The sequence below is a fragment of the Micromonospora sp. NPDC049004 genome (assembly GCF_040649315.1).
Taxonomy (GTDB): Bacteria; Actinomycetota; Actinomycetes; order Mycobacteriales; family Micromonosporaceae; genus Micromonospora.
On record NZ_JBEZFG010000008.1, the window covers coordinates 1 to 23,977 of the forward strand.

A 23,977-nucleotide genomic window follows, 5' to 3' on the forward strand; every position below is an offset into this window, starting at 1 on the left:
GCCGGCGATGGCGCCGCCGGTGAAGGCGAGGCCGGCAGCGGTCAGGGCGGTCTTACGGATCAGATCGGTACGCATGATGGCGTGCTCCTCTGCATTCGGGGGATACGCGCCGACACGAACGGGGGTGCGTGTGTCGGGCGGGAAAGTTCATGGGGGGACGTGGCCTGGCGGCCCGGCGGGGGCCTGCACGGGGGTGTCCCGGAGGTGGTGCAACGACCCGGGCCGCGAGGCATTCCACAACGCGGCTTGCCCGGGGGTGTTCGGTTGGTGCTTGGCCGTGTGGGGGTGTAACCGTGCCGGCCGGGCGGGTGTTCCCGGCGGGCTGTCACACGGACCTGCGGTGGTGCTTGGCGGTGCGGGGGGTGTAACCGTGCCGGCCGGGCGGGTGTTCCCGGCGGCTGTCACACCAACTTGCGGTGGTGCTTGGCGGTGCGGGGGGTGTAACCGTGGCGGCCGGGTGGGTGTTCCCGGCGGCTGCGGTGCGCCGCTCGCCCGAAGGTCGCGGCGGCATGCCAGGTATAACGACCCCGGCGGGTCACCGATTCCGCCGCCAGAGTGCCACCGGCCACAGGACAGCCACGCCGCAACGGTACAAACCGCCCACCGGGAAACGGACATCCACCACCACTCGCCGGTTGATCGACTCGACTTCGCTGATGTCGCGGTATCCGGACGCCCGGGATACCCCGACATCGCCGAACCCGAGTCGATCACCCCCGCACGGACCCTGCGCCCAACCGGATGATCGTGCTCGATCCTGGAAACACGGACATCCACCACCGGCGGCGGTTGATCGACCCGACTTCGCTGAAGTCGCGGTATCCGGACGCCCGGGACACCCCGACATCGCCGAACCCGAGTCGATCAACCCCGCACGGGACCTGCGCCCAACCGGATGATCGCGCTCGATCCGGGAAACAGGGCCCTCGCGACGCGGGCGAGGCCACTAAATCCACGGATCGAGCACGACCAGGCCCGCCGAAACGCCCGCCGCCAGCGGTGTCCGACGCCGGGGCCGGCACCCCATGACACGGCGACCTGGGGATCAGGCCACCGCCGGCACCGGACAAACCACCAACCGGACCCGAGCATCCGACGACCGCCCGGGTTGATCGACTCGACTTCTCACGCCACCGGACAAACTGCCCACCGGGACCGGAGGGCGCGACCTTGCGGTCTGTCGTGCTTCAGTGGGATTCCGTGTCGTTCCGGGGTGCGCGGTTCTGTCGGGGGACTGTGGGGGTCGCCGGCCAGGGGATCTCGGGGGAGCGGTGGAACGTGATCCCGGCGGTGGACCAGCGCGGGCCGTGTCCGGCCAGGCGCTCGCGGAACCCGTCCCAGTCGTGCGTGGCGCGGGGTGACCAGCCCAGCTCGGCGATGGCGGGCAGCCGGGGAAACAGCATGAACTCGATGTCGGTGAGCGAGGTGACCGACTCGGTCCACAGCGGGGCCTCCACGCCGAGCACGGCAGTGCTGGGCACGTCGGCGATGTGCGTGCCCGGATCCCAGTCGTACGCCCGACGTACGTCGATGAGGCCGGCCCAGTCGTGCCCGATCGGGGTGTCCTGGGCGTACTTCATGTCCAGGTAGGCGTGGTTGCCGGGGGAGAGGATCAGCCGGGCGCCCCGCCGGACCGCGTCGGCAGTGGTGGGATCGTCGGCGTCGGTGCCCCACCACTGCAGGACCCGCCCGTCGAGGTGCGCCGCCGGGGCGAGCTGGTGCCAGCCCACGACGGCCTTGCCGGTGTCGGCGACGATCCGCTGCGCCCTCTCCACGAAATCGGTGTAGACCGCACCCTTGACCTTGAACGCCTCGTCGCCGCCGATGTGCAGCCACGGACCGGGGGTGAGGGCGGCCACCTCGCCGAGCACGTCGGCGATGAAATCGTACGTCTGCTCGTCGGCCGGGTCGACGTAGCTGAAGCCGACCTCGGTGCCGGTGTACGGCGGCGGCGCGAGCTTGTCCGGTGCGAGCTGGGGGTACGCGACGAGCGCCGCGTTGGTGTGGCCGGGCAGGTCGATCTCCGGGACGACGGTGACGTGCCGGGCGGCCGCGTGGGAGACGATCCGCCGGTAGTCCGCCTTGGTGTAGCGCCCGCCGGGGCCGCCGCCGACCTCGCTCGCCCCGCCGACGGTGGCCAGCTTCGGCCAGGAGTCGACGGCGATGCGCCATCCCTGGTCGTCGGTGAGGTGCAGGTGCAGGTGGTTGAGCTTGTAGCGGGCGAGGTGGTCGATCACCCGAAGGACGTCCTCGACGGTGAAGAAGTGTCGCGCGACGTCGAGCATCGCGCCCCGGTAGGGGAAGCGGGGGCGGTCCAGGATCGTGCCGCCGGGCAGCGCCCAGCGCGTGGTCACCGGGGTCGGGCTCTCCACGGCGGCGGGGAGCAGTTGCCGGATCGTCTGGACGCCGTAGAAGAGGCCGGTCGGGGTGTCGGCGACGAGGCGTACCGCGGCGGCGGTCACGTCGAGCCGGTAGCCCTGGGCCCCGAGGTCCGTGGTTGGTCGCTCGGTGGCGGGGGCCGGGCTGGCGGGCGTGGCGGCAAGGGTGAGCGTCAGCGTGCCGGTCGGCCCGTCCGTACGGGTGTCGTCGGCTACCGGCAGGAGGAACCCGGTTGCCGGTCGGAGCAGCTCGGCGAGGTGGTCGGCCACCGCGCGGGCGCCCGGGTCGGCGGTGACCCGGATGGTCGTGTCCGCGGTGAGCACGAAGGACGCGGTGGGATCCGCTTCGACCCGTTCCGGTGCCGGTACGACGTCGTCGAGGCGTACCGCGGGGGCGAGCAGGTCGTCGCCGGCCGTGCGCGCGGCCAGGTCCGCGGCCTCCGGCTGGTGCGCGGGCAGCGCGACCGGGTCGGCGGCGGCGGACGGCTCGGGGGTGGGGGAGGAGATCGGGAGGGAGGACACGACGACGGCTCCGGAAGGGGTTATTTCGCGTCGGATATGGCAAAAGCGAGCTTCGGCAGAACCAGTGGCGTCAACAATACGAGGACCGGGGATATTGCGTGATCGTGCGCGTGGAAGCGTTCCCAAAAACCGGTACGAACGCGGATAGTCGTGATGGCTGTGCCTATTGTCACCGAACGGTCCCAGGCCACCCGATCTTCGCTTAACCTTCGCCCTGAACCTTCGTTAAGTGTCAATCCGGCGCGCGTGGGAGGCTCTGGTGGCAGCGCAAGAGACCGACGAACACAAGTACGTCTACGACTTCTCCGAGGGCAACAAGGATCTCAAGGATCTGCTCGGCGGCAAGGGCGCGAACCTCGCCGAGATGACCAACCTCGGCCTGCCCGTCCCGCCCGGCTTCACCATCACGACTGAGGCGTGCCAGGCGTACCTCACGACCGGGCGGGAGCCGGACGGCCTCGCCGGTCAGATCGAGGCGCACCTGGAGGCGCTGGAACGGGCGATGGGCAAGCGCCTCGGCGACCCGCAGGACCCGCTGCTGGTGTCCGTCCGCTCCGGGGCCAAGTTCTCCATGCCCGGCATGATGGAGACCGTCCTCAACGTCGGCCTCAACGACCAGAGCGTGGTGGGGCTCTCCGCCCAGGCCGGCGGCTCGGCTGGCCAGGCCGCCTCCGGCGGCGCAGACAGGTTCGCCTGGGACTCCTACCGCCGGCTGATCCAGATGTTCGGCAAGACCGTCTGCGAGGTGCCGGGCGAGGAGTTCGAGCACGCCCTCGACGAGGCCAAGAGCGCCAAGGGCACGCACAACGACCTCGACCTGGACGCGGACGACCTGCGCGGGCTGGTCGACGCGTACAAGAAGATCTTCGCCAAGCACACCGGTCGGGAGTTCCCGCAGCAGCCGCGTGAGCAGCTCGACCTGGCCATCCGGGCGGTGTTCGAGTCGTGGAACGCCGAGCGCGCGGTGCTCTACCGCCGCCAGGAGCGCATCCCGGCCGACCTCGGCACCGCTGTCAACGTGGTGACCATGGTCTTCGGCAACCTCGGCCCCGACTCCGGCACCGGGGTCGCCTTCACCCGCGACCCGGGCAGCGGCGCACAGGGCATCTACGGCGACTACCTGGCCAACGCCCAGGGCGAGGACGTGGTCGCCGGCATCCGCAACACCGTGCCGTTGCAGGAGTTGGAGCAGCTCGACAAGTCGTCCTACGACGAGCTGCTCGGCATCATGGCCCGGTTGGAGGAGCACTACCGGGATCTGTGCGACATCGAGTTCACCATCGAACGCGGCAAGCTGTGGATGTTGCAGACCCGCGTCGGCAAGCGGACGGCCGCCGCAGCGTTCGTGATCGCCGGGCAACTCGTCGACGAGGGCCTGATCGATGAGGACGAGGCGCTGCACCGGGTCAACGGCGCGCAGCTCGCCCAGCTCATGTTTCCTCGCTTCCAGCTCGACCACGAGTTCGAGGCGGTCGCCACGGGCATCGGCGCCTCACCGGGCGCGGCGTCCGGCACTGTGGTCTTCACCTCCGCGCGGGCCGTCGAGCTGGCCGCCGAGGGTAAGTCGGTGATCCTGGTCCGCCGGGAGACCAACCCGGACGACCTGAACGGCATGATCGCCGCCAAGGGAATTCTCACCTCGCGCGGCGGCAAGACCAGCCACGCCGCAGTGGTGGCCCGGGGCATGGGCAAGACCTGCGTCTCCGGCGCCGACGCGATCGACGTGAACGTGCCGGCGAAGCAGTTCACCGTGGCCGGGCAGACCGTCAACGAGGGCGACGTCGTGTCCATCGACGGCACCACCGGCAAGGTGTACCTCGGTGAGGTGCCGGTCATGCCGTCGGAGGTCGTGCAGTACTTCGAGGGCAGCCTCGACCCCGAGCACATCGACAACGCGCTCGTCCGGGCCGTACACCGGATCATGACGCGCGCCGACGGGAAGCGGCGGCTGGCGGTCCGCACGAACGCCGACACCGGCGCGGACGCCGCCCGGGCCCGGCGCTTCGGCGCCGAGGGCATCGGGCTGTGCCGCACCGAGCACATGTTCCTCGGTGACCGGCGCGAGCTGGTCGAGCGGCTGATCCTGGCCCGCGCCGCGGACGAGCGGGAGGCGGCGCTGGAGGCCCTTCTGCCGTTGCAGCGGGCCGACTTCGAGGAGATCTTCCGGGAGATGGACGGGCTGCCGGTCACCGTCCGGCTGATCGACCCGCCGCTGCACGAGTTCCTGCCGCCGCTGGAGCAGCTCGCCGTCAACGTCGCGGTCGCGCAGGAACGTGGCGAGGACGTGGCCAAGGAGGAGGCGTTGCTCGCCGCCGTCCGGCGGATGCACGAGGAGAACCCGATGCTCGGGCTGCGCGGCGTCCGCCTCGGACTGGTCATCCCCGGCCTGTTCGCGATGCAGGTCCGGGCCATCGCGGAGGCGGCGGTGGCCTGCGCCCGGGAGGGTCGGGTGGCCAAGCCGGAGATCATGGTGCCGCTGGTCGGAGCCGTGCAGGAGCTGGAGACGGTCCGCGCCGAGGCCGAGAAGATCATCGCTGAGGTGGTCCGGGACAGCGGCGTCGAGGTGCTGATCGGCACCATGATCGAGGTGCCCCGGGCGGCGCTGACCGCCGGGCAGATCGCCGAGGCGGCCGAGTTTTTCTCCTTCGGCACCAACGACCTGACCCAGATGGGCTGGGGCTTCTCCCGCGACGATGTCGAGGGCGCGTTCTTCTGGCGCTACCTGGAGCTGGGCATCTTCGGCATCTCGCCGTTCGAGTCGATCGACCGTGACGGCGTGGGCCGGCTGGTGCGGATCGCCGCCGAGGAGGGGCGGGCGGCCCGGCCCGGGCTGAAGCTCGGCGTGTGCGGTGAGCACGGTGGCGACCCGGACTCGGTGCACTTCTTCCACGAGGTCGGCCTGGACTACGTGTCCTGCTCGCCGTTCCGGGTGCCGGTGGCCCGCCTGGAGGCCGGCCGGGCGGCAGTGGAGACCGACGGGTCGGACAGCCGCTGACGCGGGCGCTGGCGGCGGCCCGAACGACCGGGCCGCCGCCAGCGCGCCCACACCGGCGGCGGGCCGACGCGTCGCCAGCGCCCACACCGGCGGCAGGCCGGGCCGTCGACGGCGCTCAGATCGGCGGGCGACGCCAGGTGGGTCGGGCCGAGCGGCGCAGTTGCGCCGGCAGGGTCGCCATCGGTGTACGCACGGCCAGCGGCGCGTGCGCGTCGGGCACGGCTGTGGCGCCGATCCCGCCACCACGGGTGTCCAGCACGCGGCCGGCCCGGTGCGCCACCGCCCGGGCCTCCTCGTGCAGCCCTTCCAGATCCGTCGCCGCCGACCCGGTGACGAGTGTCAGCAGGGCGCTGCGCCCGGCCGGGTAGGTGACCACGCAGCCGTCGGAGATGCACACCACCGACTCGCGGAACTCGCCCCGCCGGACCGTGTCGGCGACCCGGTGGCCGAGCCCGTAGCTGGCCGCGGCGAGCGCGGCGAGGTGGGTGGCGTCGGTGCTCGGCAGGTCGCTGGAGATGAGCAGCCCGTCGGTGCCGGCCAGTACGGCGCCGGCGACCTCGGGTCGGCGTCGACGCAGCCCGAGCAGTTCCGTTCCCACCACCGTGTCGGCATCCACGAGCGTCTCCCTAGCGGTCGGCCCCGCGTCTCGGCTGGTTGGTCACTTTCCGCGCTGGGAACGCTACCGGTGGCCACGTGTACCCGCGAGCCCGTAACCCACGGCGATCGGTCGGCAACTGGGGGCCGATCGGCGGTTGCGCGCGCACCGGTGCTGCGTCGCGGGCAGGTCGAGCGGCATCGGCGGGCGTAACCTTGGCTCGCTCACACACGGCCGGCTGTGTCCGCCGTCGACGGGAGAGGTGGCTGCATGACCAGCGTCTGGGAGAACCTGACCATCGACGCCCGCGATCCGGCCCGACTGGCCCGCTGGTGGGCCGAGGCGCTCGGATACCAGGTCGTCACCGAGAGACCGGACGAGGTGGAGATCCGCCAGTCCGCCGACCGCCTTCCCGGGTTGGTCTTCGTTCCGGTGACCGACGCCAAGGAGCGCAAGAACCGGTTGCATCTCGACCTGCGCCCGGCCGACCAGGAGGCCGAGGTCGAGCGTCTTGTCGACATGGGCGCCCGGCACGTCGACATCGGTCAGGGTGACGTCGACTGGACGGTCCTGTCCGACCCGGAGGGCAACGAGTTCTGCGTCCTGCGCCAGAAGTGAACCGCGCCGACGCCAGGTTGGTCGAGGAGCCGCCCAAGGACACCGGGCATCGCCGTTCACCGTACGAGCGTGACCGTGCCCGGGTGCTGCACTCCGCGGCGTTCCGCCGGCTGGCCACCAAGACCCAGGTGCACACCGCCGGCACCGACGACTTCCTGCGGACCCGGCTCACCCACTCGCTGGAGGTGGCCCAGATCGCCCGGGAGATGGGCGCCCGGCTGGGGTGCGACCCGGACGTGGTGGACGTCGCCGGGCTCGCCCACGACCTCGGGCACCCGCCGTTCGGGCACAACGGCGAGGCAGCTCTGGACCTGCTCGCCGCGCCCTGCGGCGGTTTCGAGGGCAACGCGCAGACGCTGCGGGTGCTGACCCGCCTGGAGGCGAAGGTGCTCGCCCCGGACGGTTCGTCGGCCGGGCTGAACCTCACCCGGGCGTCGCTCGACGCGATCGGCAAGTATCCCTGGCCGCGCCGCGACGGGCAGCGCAAGTTCGGGGTGTACGCCGACGACGCGGCGGTCTTCGGCTGGATCCGGGCCGGTGCGCCCGGCGACCGGCGCTGCCTGGAGGCGCAGGTGATGGACTGGGCCGACGACGTCGCGTACTCGGTGCACGACGTGGAGGACGGGATCCACGGCGGGTACGTCGGGCTGCGCCCGCTGCTCGTGGACGCCGACGAGCGGGCCGCGCTCTGTGCCGACGTGGCCGCCGCCTACTCCGGGGAGTCGCCGGCCGACCTGGCCGAGGTGCTGGTCGAGCTGCTGGCTGACCCGCTGCTCGCCCCGCTCGCCGGGTACGACGGCAGCCACCGCGCCCAGGTAGCGCTGAAGGCCACCACGAGCGGCCTGACCGGTCGGTTCGTGTCGGCGGCGGTGACGGCCACCGAGGAGCGGTACGGGCCCGGGCCGCACCGCCGCTACGCCGCCGATCTGGTGGTGCCGAGACGCGTCCGGGCGCAGTGCGCGCTGCTCAAGGGCATCGCCCTGCGCTACGTGATGCGACGCACCGGCTTTCGGGGCCGTTACGAGCGGCAGCGGACGATGCTTGCCGAGTTGGCGGCGGCGCTCGTCGGACGGGCCCCGGACGGGCTCGACCCGGTGTTCGCCCCGCTGTGGCGGGCCGCGCCCGACGACGCGGCTCGGCTGCGCGTGGTGATCGACCAGATCGCCTCGCTCACCGACCCGGGGGCGATGAGTTGGCACGCCCGTCTGGCCGGCGGCGGCGCACCGCCCGAGGCGGATGCGGCAACTTAGGCTAACCTAACTGCATGACGGAACGCCCAAGGAACGTCACCTCGGTCCAGGTGCTGCGCACCGAGCGACCCACCCCGCACCTGATCCGGCTCGTCCTCGGTGGGGACGAGCTGACCGGGCTGCCGGTGGGCGAGTTCACCGACCACTACATCAAGCTGGTCTTTCCGGTGCCCGGCGTCGCGTACCCGCAGCCGCTGGACCTCGCCGCGATCCGCCGTGACCTGCCCCGGGAGCAGTGGCCCCGGCTGCGCGCGTACACCGTGCGGCGGTGGGACCCCCTCGCCGGGGAGCTGACCGTGGACGTGGTGCACCACGGCGACGAGGGGCTGGCCGGCCCGTGGGCCGCGGCGCTGCGCCCGGGCGACCCGGTGCACTTCGTCGGCCCGGGCGGGGCGTACGCGCCGGACCCGGACGCCGACTGGCACCTCCTGGTGGGCGACGAGAGCGCCCTGCCGGCGATCGCCGCCGCCCTGGAACGGCTGCCGTTGGGCGCTGCGGCCCGGGTCCTCGTCGAGATCGCCGACCCGGCGGAGGAGCAGCAGCTGCTCAGCCCCGGCGCCGTGGAGCTGACCTGGCTGCACCGGGGTGACCGACCGGTGGGCGACGCCCTCGTGGCGGCGGTGCGCGAGCTGGAGTTCCCGCCCGGTTCGGTGCACGCCTTCGTGCACGGCGAGGCGACGTTCGTCCGGGAGCTGCGCCGACTGCTGCGCGGCGAGCGCGGCGTGCCGGCCGACCGGCTCTCCATCTCCGGCTACTGGCGGCGCGGCATGGACGACGAGGGCTGGCGCTCGAGCAAGGCGGACTGGAACCGGCAGGTCGCCGCCGAGGAGCCGGCCGCGGCCTGACCGTCAGGCGCCAGCTGCCGGGTCCTCGTCGAGTTTGCCGAGGGCCCGGCTGAGCAGCACGGCGTACCCGACGATCGCCACCGCGAGCAGCAGCAGCATCGGCCGCGGTTCACGCACCCAGGTGGTGACCACGCCGACCGAGACGATCCCGTAGCCGGTGATCGCCAGCCGGCCCGCGCTCGGCCTGGCCCACAGCCAGGACAGGGCCAGGCCGCACAACGTCCAGACGATCACTGAGGCGGCCAGCGCCAGTCGCAGTTCGAGCGGCATGCGGGCCACGTTGTCGTCGACCAGTCGGACCACCTGACCGAGGGCCCAGCCCAGCAGCAACAGGGCACCGCCGAGCGGGAAGTGCAGATAGCCGTACGCCTGCCCGCCGCGCAGTCGGCTCTGCAGCACGCGGGTGGTGACGAAGGCGGTGTAGGCCCACCAGACGGCCGCCGGGATGAGGAAGGCCAGCCCGGCCGTCAGGATCATGTGCGGCGGGGGGTGATCCGGCACCGCGAAGAGCAGGTTGGCCATCGCGCTGCCCAACACGATGATCGTGAACTGGCCGATGCGCTCGGGCAGGTGCCGGTTGTCCACCGGCCAATCGTTGAGCCAGCGCCGGCCGACCCAGGGGGTGGCCAGCTCGATGACCATCGCGATGATCCACAGCGTCGGGCGCGACCCGGTGGGTGCGACGAGCGAGGCCAGCCAGATGAGCCAGCCCGACCCGAACCCGAGCAGGTAGATCGTGGTCACGGTCCGGGCCATCGGGCTGGTCGGCCGGGCCCGCAGATACAAAAGGAGCAGCACACCCCGCACGATCAGGTATCCCACCGGAAGCAGCACGCTCTCGGGCACCTCGTCGACGCCGAGCGTCATCGCGCCGGCGCCGACCAGGGCGACCAGCACCAGCAGCCGGTGCAGCGCGTCGTCCGGGTCGAACCGGTTGTCGTAGAAGACCTGCCCCAGCCAGCACCACTGGATCACCAGGAACAGCCCGATCACGGCCAGCACGGCCGTCGGCGCCGGGGTCGGGTCGTCGCCGAGCCGACGTACGACGGCCGCCAGCGCGTACACGAAGATGAGGTCGAGGAAGAGTTCGAGCCAGGTGGCGTGCCGGTGGCCGGCCTCGTCCTGGGCGGGCGCCACGCCAGGCAGCCCCAGCCGGCCGAGGATCCGGCGCGGCCGGCGGGCGCCGTCACCGCGTACCCTGCGCATCTGGTCATGGTCCCCGCGCGGGCCCGGCGGCCGGGCCGGAACGGGCGAGCCCGACGGCGGCCCCCGCCACACCGGTGTCCCCCGGCCGGCGTGTCATCGGTCCGGCAGGGCAGGATGTACGCCGAGGGGGTGGCGCATGGCTGGGCGGATCCGGGACGAGGACATCGCACTGGTCCGGGAACGCACCTCGATCGGGGATGTGATCTCCGAGACGGTCACGTTGAAGTCCGCCGGCGGCGGCAACCTCAAGGGCCTGTGCCCGTTCCACGACGAGAAGAGCCCGTCGTTCAACGTCTCGCCCGCCCGCAACGTCTGGTACTGCTTCGGCTGCGGGGCCGGCGGCGACGCGATCAAGTTCCTGATGGACGCGGAGCACCTCAGCTTCGTCGAGTCGGTCGAGCGGCTGGCCGGGCGTGCCGGCATCCAGCTGCGCTACGTCGAGGACGACCGGAGCACCCCGCGTCCCCGCCCGCAGCAGGGCCAACGGCAGCGCCTCGTCGCCGCGCACGCCGCCGCTGTCGATTTCTACCGGGCGCAACTCAGCACCGCCGGGGCGCGGCCGGCCCGGGAGTTCCTGGCGAAACGGGGCTTCGACCGGGCCGCCGCCGAGCGCTACGGGTGCGGGTTCGCGCCGGACGGCTGGGACCTGCTCACCAAGCACCTGCGCCAGCAGGGCTTCACCCATCAGGAACTGGTCACCGCCGGGCTGTCCCGGGAAGCCCGCTCGGGCACGCTCATCGACCGGTTCCGGCGCCGGCTGCTGTGGCCGATCCGGGACCTCGCCGGCGACGTGATCGGCTTCGGCGCGCGCAAGCTCTTCGACGACGACGACGGCCCGAAGTACCTGAACACCCCCGAGACGCCGATCTACAAGAAGTCGCACGTGCTCTACGGCATCGACCAGGCCAAGCGGGAGATCGCCAAACAGGGTCGGGCGGTGATCGTCGAGGGGTACACCGACGTGATGGCCTGCCACCTGGCCGGGGTGACGACGGCGGTGGCGACCTGCGGCACCGCGTTCGGCGCGGACCACATCGGGGTGCTGCGCCGGCTCCTGCTGGACACCGACTCGGTGGCCGGCGAGATCATCTTCACCTTCGACGGGGACGCCGCCGGGCAGAAGGCGGCGCTGCGCGCCTTCTCCGACGACCAGCGCTTCGTGGGTCGGACGTTCATCGCGGTCAGCCCCGACAACATGGACCCGTGTGACCTGCGGTTGGCCAAGGGCGACCTGGCGGTCCGCGACCTGGTCGCCCGGCGCGAGCCCCTGGTCGACTTCGCGCTGCGCCACGAGATCAGCCGCTTCGACCTGGACACCGTCGATGGCCGGGTCGAGGCGATGCGCCGGGCCGCGCCGCTTGTCGCGCAGTTGAAGGACCGGGAGAAGCGCCCGGAGTACGTCCGCAAGCTCGCCATGGACCTCGGCATGGAGATCGAGCCGGTGCAGCGGGCGGTGCTCGCCGCCGCCAACACTCCGCCGTCCGGCGGCGGGCGGGACGCCGCACCCGCCCCACGACCCGCCCCGGCCCGTCCCGAACCGGCAGTGGACAGCCCGCAGTCGATGGTCGAACGCGAGGCGTTGAAGCTCGCCCTGCAACAGCCGGTGCTGGCCGGGCCGATGTTCGACGCGGTCGAGGCGACCGAATACCGCAACCCGGTGCACGTCGGCGTGCGGACTGCCGTCGCGCAGGCCGGTGGGGCCGTGTCGGCGACCGGCGGCGCCGTCTGGATCGAGAAGGTCCGCGACGCGTGCGACGACCTGGCCTCGGCGGCGCTGGTCGGCGAGCTGGCCGTGGAGCCGCTGCGGATCGACGGTGAACCGGACCCGCGCTACGTGTCGATCACCATGGCCCGGGTGCAGTTCGGGTCGGTGACGGCCCGCATCCGCGACCTCAAGTCGCGCATCCAGCGGATCAACCCGGTCAACAACAAGGACGAGTACTTCGCGGCCTTCGGCGAACTGCTGTCGCTGGAGCAGCATGCCCGGGCGTTGCGCGAGCAGGCCGCGGGAGGGCTCTAGATGGGACTGTTCAGCCGCAAGCCGAAGCTGCCGCCGGCCGACCGGCCACCGCTGGCCGCCGACGAGCGGGTGCTCGCCTGGTCGGCGGCGGGCAACGGCGAGGGCGACGGGGTCGTCGTGGCCAGCAACCTCGGGCTGTGGCTGCCCGGTCGGGGGCACCGCATCGGCTGGCACGACGTCCTCAAGGCGGTCTGGTCCGGTCGGGAGCTGACCGTCACGCCCGCCGAGACGGTAGTCGAGCGCGACGGCTACACAGTGGTCGTCGACGGGCCGGCCGAGACGTACCTGCTGCTCGACCCGGGTGAGCTGCCGCACCAGGTGCGGGCACGGGTGACCCGTTCCGTCGCGTACACCGAACACCACCCGGTGCCCGGCGGCGCGGCGCGGGTCGCGGCCCGGCGGGTGGCCGGCGTGGACGGTCTGACCTGGACGGTCCGCCTCGACCCCGGCACACCGGCGGACGACGAGGCCCTGCTCGCCGAGACCGACCGCCTGGTCGGCGCGGCCCGCGCCGCCACCGCCCCGGCCGACAGCTGACCGGCCGTCACTTCGCGCCGAGGTCCGTCAGCGCCTTCTCGGCGCCGCGGTGCAGCGGCACCGGCAGGGTCCTGCGGGCCTTCTCCAGCGAGATCCCCTTGGCCGCCGGGTTGGCCTGGGCCAGGACGTCGCGCTTGTCGAACACCGTCCGGGTGATCGCGCAGGCGACGTTGGCGTCCAGGTCCTCGCGGACCAGCAGCACGTTGGGTACGACGATGGTCGGGGTGTCGGACGCCGTCCGGTACACGTCCCGACCGATCGTGCCGGACTGGTAGCCGGGGCTCAGCGCGGTCAGCTTCGGCAGTAGCGCCGAGATGTCGACGAACGCCACAGTGTCGCCAGCGGTGGTGAACAGGTCCGTCACGCCGCCGGTGGGCAGGCCACCGGACCAGAAGAACCCGTCGATGCTGCCGTCCTTCATTCCGTCGACGGTCTTGGCGAGGTCGAGTCGCTGGGCCCGGACGTCCTTGGCCGGGTCGAGGCCGGCAGCCTCCAGCAGCCGGTTCGCGATCGCCTCGGTGCCGGACTTCGGGGAGCCCGTGGAGATCCGCTTGCCGCGCATCCCGGCCACCGAGGTGATTCCGGAGTCCTTACGGACCACCACCTGCGTGTAGTTGTCGTAGATACGGGCCAGCGCCTGCACCGGCTGCGGCGCGCTGAAGCTGCCCTTGCCCTCGACCGCGTTGACCGCCGTGTCGAACAGCGAGAACGCCACGTCGTACTTGCCACTGACCAACTGCTCGACGTTCTGCACCGAGGCGCCGGTCTCGGCGGCGGTGCCGGTGAGCTTGCCGCCGGTCGCCCCGGACAACTGGCCGGCCAGGGCGTTGCCGACCACGTAGTAGACACCTGTCGCGTTGCCCGTGGCGATGCCCACGCGCGTCTCCCGGGTCACCTCGCAGGTGACCTCGCTGGCCGTGTCGTCCTTGGCCGCGCCGCCCTGCTGGCCTCCGCAGCCGGTGACGCCCGTCGTGACGAGGGCGAGCACGCTCAGGCCCGCTGCGAGCCGTACGTCGATTCGTCTCACGGTCTCTCCTTGACAGGGTTGGTCGGTTGTCGACTGGCGGATCGGCCTCGCAGGAACACACCCGTCGCCGCGACGGCGGCCAGCGTCGTGCCCAGGGCGACCGGCACGGGTTCGAGCCAGAGCAGTGTGACGCCGCCGAGAGCGCCGAGCACCCGCTCCGGGGCGCCGGCCCGACCCACGCCGGGCAGCCAACCACCGGCAGCGACAGCGAGCACCGCCACGCCGAGCGCGGTGACCAGGACGGCGACGACGATCCGCTGGACACCGCCGATGCCGAGCAGGCCCAGCCCGGCGGGGGTGATGACGAACGCGATCGGGATCAGGTATGCCGGCAGCGCGTACCGCAGGGTCTGCCACATGGTCGGCACCAGCCGGCCTCCGGTGACGGCGGCCGCGGCGACCGCGGCGAGCGCGGTCGGCGGAGACACCTCGGACAGCACGGCGAAGTAGAAGACGAACATCGCCGCGGCGGGCGCTGTCACGCCCAGGTCGAGCAGGGCCGGGCCGACGATCACCCAACCGATCACGAACGAAGCGGTAACCGGCACGGCCAGGCCCAAGAGAGTGAGCGCGACGGCGGCGAGCAGCGCCGTGAGCACCAGGACCAGCGTCGGGTCCGAGGTGGCCGCCTGCGCCCCGCCGATCAGCAGCGCCGCCGCCTGCGGCCCGAGACCGGTCTTCGTGGTGGTCGCCGTGATGATGCCGGCGGCCGCGCAGACCGCCGTGACGGCCAGGACCCCGCGTACGCCGGTGACGAGCGCGGTCGCCAGCCGGGTCGGGGTGAGCCGGTGCGTGCGGTCCAGGTACGACAGCGCGGCGGCCAGGACGATGGCGAAGACGACGGCCCTCGTCGCGGACACACCTACCGCGAGGAGAACGATGATCGCGATCAGCGACGCGAAGTGGTAGCCGAGCCGGCCCAGCAGCCGCCACGGCGAGTCGACGTCGAGGACGACCGGGCGTACGCCCGACCGGCGGGCGTCGATCTCCACGGCGAGCAGGATGCCCAGGTAGTAGAGCACCGTCGGTATCGTCGCCCAGCCCAGCACCTGAAGGTAGGACACGCCCAGGTACTCGGCGATGATGAACGCCGCCGCACCAAGAGTGGGCGGGGAGAGGATCGCGCCCACCCCGGCCGCGGCCAACATGCCGCCGGCCCGTTCCGGGGGATAACCGGCGCGGCGCAGCAGCGGCCAGGTGACCGCGCCGATGCTCACAGTTGTCGCCGCGCCGGAGCCGGACACGGTGCCGAGCAGGAAGCCCGAGGCCACCGCCGTTCGGCCGGCGGCGGTACGGGAGCGGCGGAACGCCGCAGCCGACAGGTCGACGAAGAACCGCCCGGCCCCGGACAGTTCCAGCACCGCGCCGTAAATGGTGAACAGCACGATGTACGAGGCGGCCACGTCCAACGGGGTGCCGTAGAAACCGCTGTCGGAGTTGTAGAACGCGTCGACCAGTTGACTGAAGTCGAGCCCGGCGTGCGCGACCGGCCAGGACTGCGGCAGCAACCCGCCGTAGTAGCCGTACCCGAGGAACAGCAGGCAGACGGCCGGCAGGATCCAACCTGTCGTGCGGCGGCACGCCTCCAGCAGCAGGAGCAGCAGCACCGTACCCAGCACCAGGTCGCTCGGCGCGAGCAGTCCCTGCCGGTCGAGGAACGCGTTGTAGCCGCCGCCACCCGTACCGATGTGGATCGGCAGGACGGGATACAGGCAGGCCGCCACGGTCAGGGCGGCCAGCACCCAGTCGGTGACGGTGGGCCCGGCGTTGTCGCTGCTGTCGCTGCGTCGGCGCGGGCGGGCCCAGCGCGGCAGGTCGGCCGGGTAGGCGAGGAAAACCAGGGGGAGTACGCCGGCCAAGAAGATGATCAGGTAGTACTTGCTGCCCTGCGCGAGTGGACGGAACACCTGCCAGAGAGCCAGCGCGCCGACCGCCAGCGCCACCGTGCCGAGGAGCAGAGCTGCCGGCCCGGACAGCACCCGGCCGGGCTTCTCGTCCTCGAACTGGGCCGCCAGGTCCCGGGTCGCCCGCTCGGCCGCGCTGGCCGGTCCGGCCGGTTCTGTGGTCGCGGTCTGTCCGGTCGGCACGGCCGGTTCTGTGGTTGCGGTCTGGTCGGTTGGTCCGGCTGGGTCTGCGGTCTCGGCCAGGTCTGCGGTCTCGGCTGCTGGACGTGGTCGGGGTGGCCCGTCGGCGGCGTTCGTGGCAGGCCGGTCGCCGGGTGAGCTGGCTGGCCGGGCGGGTGACGGCGGACCATCGGGCGAGCTGGCGGGCGACACGTGAGGACGATACCTGTCGATTGCCCGTCGTAGTGGGGCGTTGAGCGGCGTTTGCTTCCGGCGGGTCGGCGCGTGCGTATTTGCGTGGAGGGGTGTCGGACCCGGCGGTTAGGGTCGGGCGGTGACTTCGGGGCGACCACTGATTCAGGCTCGTGGGCTGGTGAAGCGGTTCGGCGACTTCACCGCCGTCGACGGCATCGACGTCGAGGTGCGCTCGGGTGAGGCGTTCGGTTTCCTCGGGCCCAACGGCGCCGGCAAGTCCTCCACCATGCGGATGGTCGGCTGCATCTCCCCGCCGAGCGACGGCGAGCTGCGCATCCTCGACCTGGATCCGGTCCGCGACGGGCCGGCGATCCGGGCCCGGCTCGGCGTGTGCCCGCAGATGGACAACCTCGACCCGGAGCTGACCGTCCGGGAAAACCTCACGGTGTACGCCCGCTACTTCGGCATCTCCCGGCGGGCCGCCCGGGAACGGGCCGCCGAGCTGCTCGACTTCGTCCAGCTCACCGAGCGGGCCGACAGTAAGGTCGAGCCGCTCTCCGGTGGCATGAAGCGCCGGTTGACCATCGCCCGCGCCCTGGTCAACGATCCGGAGATCGTGCTGCTCGACGAGCCGACCACCGGGCTCGACCCGCAGGCGCGGCACCTGGTGTGGGAGCGACTGTTCCGGCTCAAGCAGCAGGGCGTGACACTGGTGCTCACCACGCACTACATGGACGAGGCCGAGCAGCTCTGCGACCGGCTGGTGGTGATGGACGGCGGGCGGATCGTCGCCGAGGGCTCACCCCGGGCGCTGATCGAGGAGCACTCCACCCGCGAGGTGGTCGAGCTGCGCTTCGCGGCCGAGTCGCAGGAGCCGTTCGCCGGCAAGCTCGACGGTGTGGGCGAGCGGGTCGAGGTGCTGCCCGACCGGGTGCTGCTCTATGTGCCCGACGGCGACGCGGCCGTCGCCGAGGTCGGTGCGCTGGGGCTCAACCCGGCCAACGTCCTGGTGCGGCGCAGCGGCCTGGAGGACGTCTTCCTGCACCTGACCGGCCGCACCCTGGTCGACTGACGGGGGACGCGATCCTTCAGGGCGTGCCGATCCCCGTGGTCGCTGCGAAGTGCGGGCGTGAATGATCTTGCGTACCATCGGCGGGCCCGGTCGACGCATCCGCCTGACGCGGGTTGATCAGGGGAGGTTCCATGTCCGCGTTGGTGACCAGCAGCCGCCACCAGGCCGGGCTGACCGCTCTCTACCTGGGCATCTTCGCGATGGTCTGGTTCAGCGTGCCGGCGGCCGAGCAGCCGTTGCGCGCCCTGCTTGTGGTGGGCAGCGTCGCCGCACTCCTGACCGCCGTGCTGGGCGGCGTGCTGTCGGCACGCACCCGGGGCGCGGTCGGCCCGCGGAACCGGGCCACCGACCGCCGTTACCTGCTCATCGTCGTCGCCGAGTTCGTCGCCGCCGGGCTGGGAGCGGCAGTGCTGGTCGCTGCCGGCTGGTCCGCGTACGTGCCGGTGCTTGTCTGCCTGATCGTCGGACTGCACTTCTTTCCCCTCGCCCCGCTGCTGGGGGACCCACTGCTGCGGCCGCTCGGTGTCGCGTTGTGCGTGGTGGCGGTGGCGGGTCTCGTCGTCGGGCTCGCCTCGGCGGTGTCCCCCGGCCTGGTGATCGGCACGGGTGCGGGCGTACTGCTGCTCGGCTACGCCGTGCAGGCGCTGGCCCGCGCGTACCGGCCGGCCTGACCCGTCCCTGCCGACCGGCCCGACCCGGTCCGCCGGCCGGTCTGACGCGCCGGTCGGCCGGTGGGTCAGCGGGCTCTGGCCCAGGTCAGGAAGCGGTTCGTGAGCAGGTCAGGCGCGGTGCTGCCGCCGATGTCCCCGTCCGCCTCCTGAAGCAGCGTGGCGAGGTAGATCAGCAGGCCGGCCCGGTTCTCGCGGTACTCGCCCAGCAACGCCAGACGCGCTGGCGAGCACGGCCACGCCGCACCACAGACCCGGCAGCGCCAGGAGGGACGCGCCGCCACGTGCGGGCGGTAGCGAGGCATCAGAGCCCTCCGTGGTCGCGAGCTGACGAGGCGAGTCGCACCGGGAACCTCCATCGGGTGGGTGGGGGCGTCCCGGACCGTGTGCGGTCACGGAACGCCCCCCGGCCTGGTTCCGCCCGCCGTCCGACCCCGTGAGCGGTCCCGCTGCGTGACAGTCTGCTGAGGACGCGACTACCGTGGGAGGTTCCGCGCGCCGACGACCAGGGCGTACGGTGATCGGCCCGGCACGGTACGAAGATGTACGGAGGCTGTCCGTGGAGAGTTCGTCCATGCTGGAGCACTTCGCGGAGGAGCTACGGCTGGCCCGGGCAGCCAGCGGCATGTCCCAGGCGACGCTGGCGGAAGCGCTGAGCTATTCCGGGGCACTTGTCGCCAAGGTGGAGACCTCCGAGCGCCGGCCGAGCCTGGACTTCGCGCGTCGGTGCGACGCCGTGTTCGCGACCGACGGGCGCTTCGAGCGCATCCAGCGGCGGATCAGCCGCGAGGCCGTTGTGCCGTGGTTCCGCGACTGGGCCGGCGTCGAACAGGAGACCACCGCGCTGCGGTGGTTCGAGCCGGTCTACGTGCCGGGCCTGTTGCAGACCGAGGGGTACGCCCGCGCCATCCTGGCCGGTGCCGGGCTCTTCGCGGCGGACGAGGTCGAACAGCAGGTGACCGCTCGGCTCGACCGGCAGGGCGTGCTCACCCGGGACCGGCCGCCGCTGCTCAGCGTGGTCATCGACGAGTACACGCTGCGCCGTCGTGTCGGCGGCCCGGAGGTGATGCGCGAGCAGTTGCGTCACCTCGTGAAGCTCGGCTCGGCCCTGCCCCGGGTCCGAATCCAGGTCGTGCCGCTCATCGCCGGTGCGTACGCTGGGCTCGATGGTCCCTTCGTGATCGCCACCGCATCCTCCGGTGAGGATGTCGTTTACCTCGACGGGCAGCGCCACGGTCAGGTGATCGACCGCCCCGAGTACGTCCGGCAGATGGTCGAGGTGTGGGAATCGATCCGGGGTGAGGCACTATCGCAGCAGCAGTCCCTCGACCTGATTGCGGAAGTGGCGGAGACATGGAGCTGACCGACGTCCGGTGGCGCAAGAGCAGCCGCAGCAACGGCAGCGGCGGTGCCTGTGTGGAGGTGGCCGACAGCCTTCCGGGGCTGGTGGCCGTTCGTGACTCGAAGGATCCGGGCGGCCCGGTGCTCGTCTTCACGCCCGACGCGTGGCGCACGTTCGTCGGGTCCGACGCCGTCCGGCGGTAGGTCCCCGGACGGTCGCGCAGCCCGCCCGCTCGGTGCCGGCACCGTCAAGGTCCACTCGGCTTCCTGTAAACCGGGGCATCCGCGGGACCGGGACACCCCGGAATCCGCGAACCCGAGTCGATCATCGCGCCGGCCCGCCGCCGGCGTGGCGCGCTACGGGGGAAACCCGGGCGACACGTCGACGGGGTCGCCGTAGGGTGACCGGCGGCCTGTCGTACCCCGGGGGTAGGAAGGTCGGGGACGGGGGTGGTCATGGTGAGTGTGGCGCAGCGGACGCGGGTGCCCTGGGTGCCGGCGTACGCGGTGTTCGAGCACTATTTGGTGGGTCTTCGGCGCACCTGGCGGGCCGGGGTGTTCTCGTCGTTCCTGCTGCCGGTGCTCACCGTGTTCGGCTTCGGGCTGGGCGTCGGCGCGTACATCGACCAGGGCGTCGACGGGGTGCGCTATCTCGACTGGCTGGTCCCGGGGCTGATCGCCTCGACGGCCCTCCAGGTGACAGTGGGCGACTCGACGTGGCCGGTGTTCAGCAACTTCCAGTGGATCAAGACCTACTTCGCGCAGACGGCGTCGCCGCTGCGCGTGGCCGACATCCTGGCCGGGCACCTGGCCTTCGTGCTGTTCCGGGTGCTCACGACGATCGCGGCCTTCCTGCTGGTCACCGGGTTGTTCGGGGCGTTGCGCTCGCCGTGGGCGCTGGCCACCCTGCCGGTGGTGGCGCTGCTCGCGCTGGCCGGGGCCACGCCGACGTTCGCGTACGCCGCGGTGGTGTCCAGTGACAGTTGGCTGGCGATGCTGTTCCGGTTCGCGGTCATCCCGATGACGCTGTTCGCCGGCGTGTTCTTCCCGGTCGAGTCGTTGCCGGAGGCGCTGCGCTGGCTGGCGTACGCGACTCCGCTGTGGCACGCCGTCGATCTCTGCCGGGCGGCGACGCTCGGGGTCGCCCCACAGTGGTCGGTCGCCGGGCACCTGCTCTACCTGGCTGCCTGGGCGGCCGTCGGTTGGCTGCTGGCGCTGCGCGCCTTCCGCCGCAAGCTCGTCGTCTAGGGAGATCTCGTGGTCACGCTGGTGCTGCCCCGGCTGGTCGACGTCTCCGCCGCCTCCCGGCGGTCGGGGTCGGTGGTCGAGCGCAATCTCGCCGCGCTGAAGTCGGTCTACTGGCTGCTGCTGCTCTCCGGCTTCGTGGAGCCCCTGCTCTACCTGCTCTCCATCGGCGTGGGTGTCGGGACGCTTGTCGGCGACCTGCCGCTGCCCGACGGGCGGCTGGTGTCGTACGCCGCGTTCGTGGCTCCGGCGATGCTGGCCGCCTCCGCGATGACCGGGGCGCTCTCCGAGACCACCTTCAACTTCTTCGGCAAGATGAAGTACATGAAGCTGTACGACGGGATGATCGCCACCCCGGTACGGCCGTTCGAGATCGCCCTCGGTGAGCTGAGCTGGGCGATGTTGCGGGGCAGCGCCTACTCGGCGGCGTTCCTCGGGGTGATGGTCGCGTTGGATCTGACAAGCGTCGTCCACGCGGTCACCGCGCTGCCCGCTGCGGTGCTGGTCGGGTTCGCGTTCGGGGCGCTCGGCATGGCGGTCTCCACAGTCATGCGCAGCTGGCAGGATTTCGACCTGGTGGCGTCCGCGCAGTTCACCCTGTTCCTCTTCTCCGGCACCTTCGTGCCGGCGCAGGCCTACCCGACCCTGCTGCACTGGCTGATCGAGGTCACCCCGTTGTACCGGGCCGTGCACCTGATTCGCGGCGTCGCGCTGGGCACCGGGGGTTGGCTCTGGCTGCTCGACGTGTTCTATCTGCTGGCGCTGTTGGCGGTCGGCCTTCTCGTGGCGTCGCGCCGGATGGGCAGGTTGCTCTACCCGTAGGGGTTATCGCCGCTGTTCGTGGGGCATGTCCTTCGGGCGACACCGCCGACGAAGAGGAGGGGCGATGGCCTCCGACGAGACGTCCGACCACCGTGAGCGCGGCGGGCCGGTCGGGCCCGACGCCGGGCCGGACAGCCCCACCGACCTGCCCGGCAGCGGCTGGAAGGCAGCGCTGCGCCGCACGGTCGCCGAGTTCCAGGACGACAGTCTGACCGACTGGGCGGCGGCGCTGACCTACTACGGAGTGCTGTCCATCTTCCCGGGCGTGCTGGTGTTGATCTCCATCCTCGGCCTGCTGGGCACCAGCGCCACCGAGGGCGTCAAGGACACGGTCAACCAGGCGGTGCCCAACGAGAGCATCCAGAAGATCATCGAGGATGCGATCCAACAGGCGCAGGGCAGCGGAGGGCTGGCCAGCGTCGCGGCGATCATCGGTCTGCTGGCCGCGTTCTGGTCCGCGTCGGGTTACATCGCCGCGTTCATGCGCGCCTCGAACACGATCTACGACGTGCCGGAGGGTCGGCCGATCTGGAAGACCCTGCCGATCCGGGTCGGTGTGACGGCCGTGATCGGTGTGCTCCTGCTGGCCTGCGCGGTGATCGTGGTCTTCACCGGCCGACTCGCCGAACTGGTCGGGAACGCGGTAGGCCTCGGCTCGACGGCCGTCACGGTGTGGGACATCGCCAAGTGGCCGGTGCTGCTGCTCCTGGTCAGCCTGATGTTCGCGATCCTCTACTGGGCCTCGCCGAACGCGCGGCACGGCGGGTTCCGCTGGGTCAGCCCGGGTGGGGTGCTCGCCGTGGTGATCTGGCTGGTGATCTCCGGTCTCTTCGCCCTCTACGTGAGCAACTTCGGCTCGTACAACAAGACGTACGGTGCGCTGGCCGGCGTGATCGTCTTTCTGGTCTGGCTCTGGCTGAGCAACATCGCGATCCTGCTGGGCGCCGAGTTCGACGCGGAGTTGGAGCGCGGCCGGGCCATCTCGGCCGGCCACGCTGTCGACGACGAGCCGTACCTGGAGCTGCGCGACGACCGCAAGCTCAGGAAGAAGCGGAATTCGGCTGCCAAGCGCTGACCTGATCGCACAGCAGCCGCTCGCGCAGCTGCCGGAGTTCGCCACCGGGCCCGGTTCCGAGCTCCTCCGCGAGGTGGTCGTGCAGACGCCGGTAGACGCCGTGTGCCTCCACCTGTCGCCCCTCCCGGTACAACGCCAGCATGAGCAGCGCCTGTAGGCGCTCCCGGGAGGGGTGTTCGGCGGCCAGTTCGATCAGGTCGGCCAGCACCTGGCGGTGTCGGCCGAGCCGCAGCTCCAGGTCGTAGCGCTCCTCGGCGGCGAGCAGCCGCAGTTCGGCAAGTCGCGCCGCGGCGGGTTCCAGTGCGGGGCTGTTCAGCCCGTCCAGCGCCGGACCGCGCCACAGGGTCAACGCGCCCTGGTAGAGGGCTACCGCGCGGGCGGTGTCGACCTCGGCGGCCTGCCGGGCCCGCCGGACCGTCTCGGCGAACTCCCGCGCGTCCACGTACGCGTCGGACACGTCCAGTTGGTAGCCGTCGGGGCGGGTGACCACGATGTTGGCGTCACCGCCGTGTCGGACGAGGTGCCGCCGCAGCGCCCCGACCTGGTTCTGTACCTGCTTGCGGGCGGTCCACGGCCCCGCGTCGTCCCAGCATGCCTCGATCAGGCGGTTGACCGAGAGCCAACCCTCGCTGGCGACCAGGAGCGCGGCCAGGATCCGTCGTTGACGGGGCGCGGGCAGATCCACCGGCGTGCCTGAAGAGCGAACCTCCAGCGGGCCGAGAATGGCGAATTCCACGTTTCTCCGTTCGGTGGGCCGGGTGGCCCGCAGAGCCGTGCCAAGGCTCACGGCACGGTCGTCGGCCGAGTCATGCCCGCCGATGACATGACGATGACGGATCCGTGCGGTCGCGGTGCCGGGGATGTGCCGTACGAATGAGCCGATGGGTCAGAGTGCCAGTAACGACGCGCTTCCGCTAATAGCGGGGAAGGAGCCCGTTGTGGCTTCAATATCCATTGTCGGCATCCTATTCGTCAACTGTATGGCGGCGGCGTTGCTGATGCAGGCTGCCGCCGCGAAGACCGTGGACGGCACGCAGTTGGGACGTGCTCTTTCCGAGATCGGGCTGCCCTGGGCGTCCGGGTCCGGCCTCGTGCGGCTGGTGGCCCTGCTGGAACTGTGCGCCGCGGTGGCCCTGGTCGTGGAGCCCACTCGACGTGCGGGTGCGCTGCTGGTGGCGGCGCTGGGACTGTCGTTCGCGGTGGTCGGTCTGGTCGGCGTGGTCCGGGGCAGCGAGGAGCCGTGCGGGTGTTTCGGCCGCACCGAGGGTGCTCCTTTCGGACCGGTCAACATCGCCATCGGTGTCGGCCTGCTGGCCGTCGCGGTGGGCAACCTCGCCGTCGTCGGCGCCGCCGCCAACCAGCCCGCCGGGCCGGTGATCGGTGCCGCGCTCGCCGCGCTGCTGCTGTCGCTCTACGCCAACCGTCGCTGGATTCTCCCGATCGTACGACCGCTGTTCCCGCAATCCGACCGGGTGTGACGGGCGCTTCTCCACCACGAAGGGT

General features: G+C 71.7%; 20 protein-coding genes and 1 pseudogene. 14 read left to right on the forward strand and 7 right to left on the reverse strand.

All coding sequences use genetic code 11. The features are described from left to right. Nucleotides 1-1,187 precede the first annotated feature (1,187 nt). Complete coding sequence (locus AB0B97_RS23065; RefSeq protein WP_357496284.1) at nucleotides 1,188-2,900, reverse strand: beta-N-acetylhexosaminidase; 1,713 nt, start codon at nucleotides 2,898-2,900, stop codon at nucleotides 1,188-1,190. A 259-nt stretch (nucleotides 2,901-3,159) separates the two neighbouring features. Between AB0B97_RS23065 and ppdK the strand changes: the two genes are divergently transcribed. After that, complete coding sequence (gene ppdK / locus AB0B97_RS23070; RefSeq protein WP_357496286.1) at nucleotides 3,160-5,895, forward strand: pyruvate, phosphate dikinase; 2,736 nt, start codon at nucleotides 3,160-3,162, stop codon at nucleotides 5,893-5,895. 115 nt (nucleotides 5,896-6,010) lie between these two features. Here the strand turns inward: ppdK and AB0B97_RS23075 are convergent, their stop codons facing one another. Beyond that, entirely contained in the window at nucleotides 6,011-6,511 is a 501-nt protein-coding gene (locus tag AB0B97_RS23075; protein ID WP_357496288.1) for a roadblock/LC7 domain-containing protein, read from the reverse strand. A gap of 249 nt (nucleotides 6,512-6,760) precedes the next feature. Here AB0B97_RS23075 and AB0B97_RS23080 point away from each other — a divergent pair, with 249 nt between their 5' ends. From AB0B97_RS23080 to AB0B97_RS23090, 3 genes are read left to right on the forward strand one after another with little or no spacing between them, the layout of a single operon-like run. Next, nucleotides 6,761-7,108 carry a VOC family protein gene (locus AB0B97_RS23080; protein WP_357496290.1) on the forward strand — a complete coding sequence of 116 codons (348 nt, stop codon included), beginning with the start codon at nucleotides 6,761-6,763 and terminating at the stop codon, nucleotides 7,106-7,108. Further along, nucleotides 7,105-8,358: a deoxyguanosinetriphosphate triphosphohydrolase gene (locus AB0B97_RS23085; RefSeq protein WP_357496292.1), complete on the forward strand. Its 1,254-nt coding sequence runs from the start codon at nucleotides 7,105-7,107 to the stop codon at nucleotides 8,356-8,358. Before AB0B97_RS23080 ends, AB0B97_RS23085 begins: the two co-directional genes overlap by 4 nt. Nucleotides 8,359-8,372: 14 nt before the next feature. Continuing rightward, a complete protein-coding gene (locus tag AB0B97_RS23090) occupies nucleotides 8,373-9,203 on the forward strand; it encodes a siderophore-interacting protein (protein WP_357496294.1) in 831 nt (276 codons plus the stop codon). A gap of 3 nt (nucleotides 9,204-9,206) precedes the next feature. Here the strand turns inward: AB0B97_RS23090 and AB0B97_RS23095 are convergent, their stop codons facing one another. Next, the gene (locus AB0B97_RS23095) at nucleotides 9,207-10,409 is read right to left on the reverse strand and encodes a low temperature requirement protein A (protein ID WP_357496296.1); all 1,203 of its coding nucleotides are present in this window, start codon (nucleotides 10,407-10,409) and stop codon (nucleotides 9,207-9,209) included. Between the two features lie 114 nt (nucleotides 10,410-10,523). Between AB0B97_RS23095 and dnaG the strand changes: the two are divergent. After that, a pseudogene (gene dnaG, locus AB0B97_RS23100) lies at nucleotides 10,524-12,429 on the forward strand (DNA primase). Further along, nucleotides 12,430-12,966 carry a hypothetical protein gene (locus tag AB0B97_RS23105; RefSeq protein ID WP_357496298.1) on the forward strand — a complete coding sequence of 179 codons (537 nt, stop codon included), beginning with the start codon at nucleotides 12,430-12,432 and terminating at the stop codon, nucleotides 12,964-12,966. Between the two features lie 7 nt (nucleotides 12,967-12,973). On the opposite strand, the gene AB0B97_RS23110 is transcribed toward AB0B97_RS23105, so the two are convergent. Further along, a complete protein-coding gene (locus AB0B97_RS23110) occupies nucleotides 12,974-13,993 on the reverse strand; it encodes a TAXI family TRAP transporter solute-binding subunit (protein ID WP_357496300.1) in 1,020 nt (339 codons plus the stop codon). Next, a complete protein-coding gene (locus AB0B97_RS23115; protein WP_357496791.1) occupies nucleotides 13,990-16,008 on the reverse strand; it encodes a TRAP transporter fused permease subunit in 2,019 nt (672 codons plus the stop codon). Before AB0B97_RS23115 ends, AB0B97_RS23110 begins: the two co-directional genes overlap by 4 nt. Before the next feature lie 382 nt (nucleotides 16,009-16,390). Here AB0B97_RS23115 and AB0B97_RS23120 point away from each other — a divergent pair, with 382 nt between their 5' ends. Together AB0B97_RS23120 and AB0B97_RS23125 are read left to right on the forward strand one after the other, a co-directional pair. Beyond that, nucleotides 16,391-17,323, forward strand: coding sequence for an ABC transporter ATP-binding protein (locus AB0B97_RS23120; protein ID WP_357496302.1), 933 nt, complete (start codon nucleotides 16,391-16,393; stop codon nucleotides 17,321-17,323). Nucleotides 17,324-17,454: 131 nt separating this feature from the next. After that, nucleotides 17,455-17,994, forward strand: coding sequence for a hypothetical protein (locus AB0B97_RS23125; protein WP_357496304.1), 540 nt, complete (start codon nucleotides 17,455-17,457; stop codon nucleotides 17,992-17,994). A gap of 65 nt (nucleotides 17,995-18,059) precedes the next feature. Here AB0B97_RS23125 and AB0B97_RS23130 read toward each other — a convergent pair whose 3' ends face one another. Next, on the reverse strand, nucleotides 18,060-18,296 hold the full coding sequence (locus AB0B97_RS23130) for a flavin reductase (RefSeq protein WP_357496306.1): 237 nt from the start codon (nucleotides 18,294-18,296) through the stop codon (nucleotides 18,060-18,062). Between the two features lie 254 nt (nucleotides 18,297-18,550). On the opposite strand from AB0B97_RS23130, the gene AB0B97_RS23135 reads away from it, so the two are divergent. The 5 genes from AB0B97_RS23135 to AB0B97_RS23155 all read left to right on the forward strand — a co-directional run bounded on the left by AB0B97_RS23135 (nucleotide 18,551) and on the right by AB0B97_RS23155 (nucleotide 22,474). Next, complete coding sequence (locus AB0B97_RS23135) at nucleotides 18,551-19,354, forward strand: helix-turn-helix transcriptional regulator (protein ID WP_357496308.1); 804 nt, start codon at nucleotides 18,551-18,553, stop codon at nucleotides 19,352-19,354. After that, on the forward strand, nucleotides 19,345-19,536 hold the full coding sequence (locus AB0B97_RS23140) for a DUF397 domain-containing protein (RefSeq protein WP_357496310.1): 192 nt from the start codon (nucleotides 19,345-19,347) through the stop codon (nucleotides 19,534-19,536). The genes AB0B97_RS23135 and AB0B97_RS23140 overlap by 10 nt, the downstream gene beginning before the upstream one ends. Nucleotides 19,537-19,788: 252 nt before the next feature. Further along, complete coding sequence (locus AB0B97_RS23145) at nucleotides 19,789-20,580, forward strand: ABC transporter permease (protein ID WP_357496312.1); 792 nt, start codon at nucleotides 19,789-19,791, stop codon at nucleotides 20,578-20,580. A gap of 9 nt (nucleotides 20,581-20,589) precedes the next feature. Continuing rightward, nucleotides 20,590-21,399 (forward strand): ABC transporter permease, encoded by an 810-nt coding sequence (locus AB0B97_RS23150; RefSeq protein ID WP_357496314.1) that lies wholly within the window; start codon nucleotides 20,590-20,592, stop codon nucleotides 21,397-21,399. 64 nt (nucleotides 21,400-21,463) lie between these two features. Continuing rightward, complete coding sequence (locus AB0B97_RS23155) at nucleotides 21,464-22,474, forward strand: YihY/virulence factor BrkB family protein (protein ID WP_357496316.1); 1,011 nt, start codon at nucleotides 21,464-21,466, stop codon at nucleotides 22,472-22,474. Here AB0B97_RS23155 and AB0B97_RS23160 read toward each other — a convergent pair. After that, nucleotides 22,440-23,210, reverse strand: a complete 771-nt coding sequence (locus AB0B97_RS23160) for an AfsR/SARP family transcriptional regulator (protein WP_234588893.1) — start codon at nucleotides 23,208-23,210, stop codon at nucleotides 22,440-22,442. The two genes, AB0B97_RS23155 and AB0B97_RS23160, sit on opposite strands and share 35 nt — an antisense overlap. 202 nt (nucleotides 23,211-23,412) lie before the next feature. On the opposite strand from AB0B97_RS23160, the gene AB0B97_RS23165 reads away from it, so the two are divergent. Beyond that, entirely contained in the window at nucleotides 23,413-23,952 is a 540-nt protein-coding gene (locus tag AB0B97_RS23165; protein WP_357496319.1) for a MauE/DoxX family redox-associated membrane protein, read from the forward strand. Nucleotides 23,953-23,977: the final 25 nt, after the last annotated feature.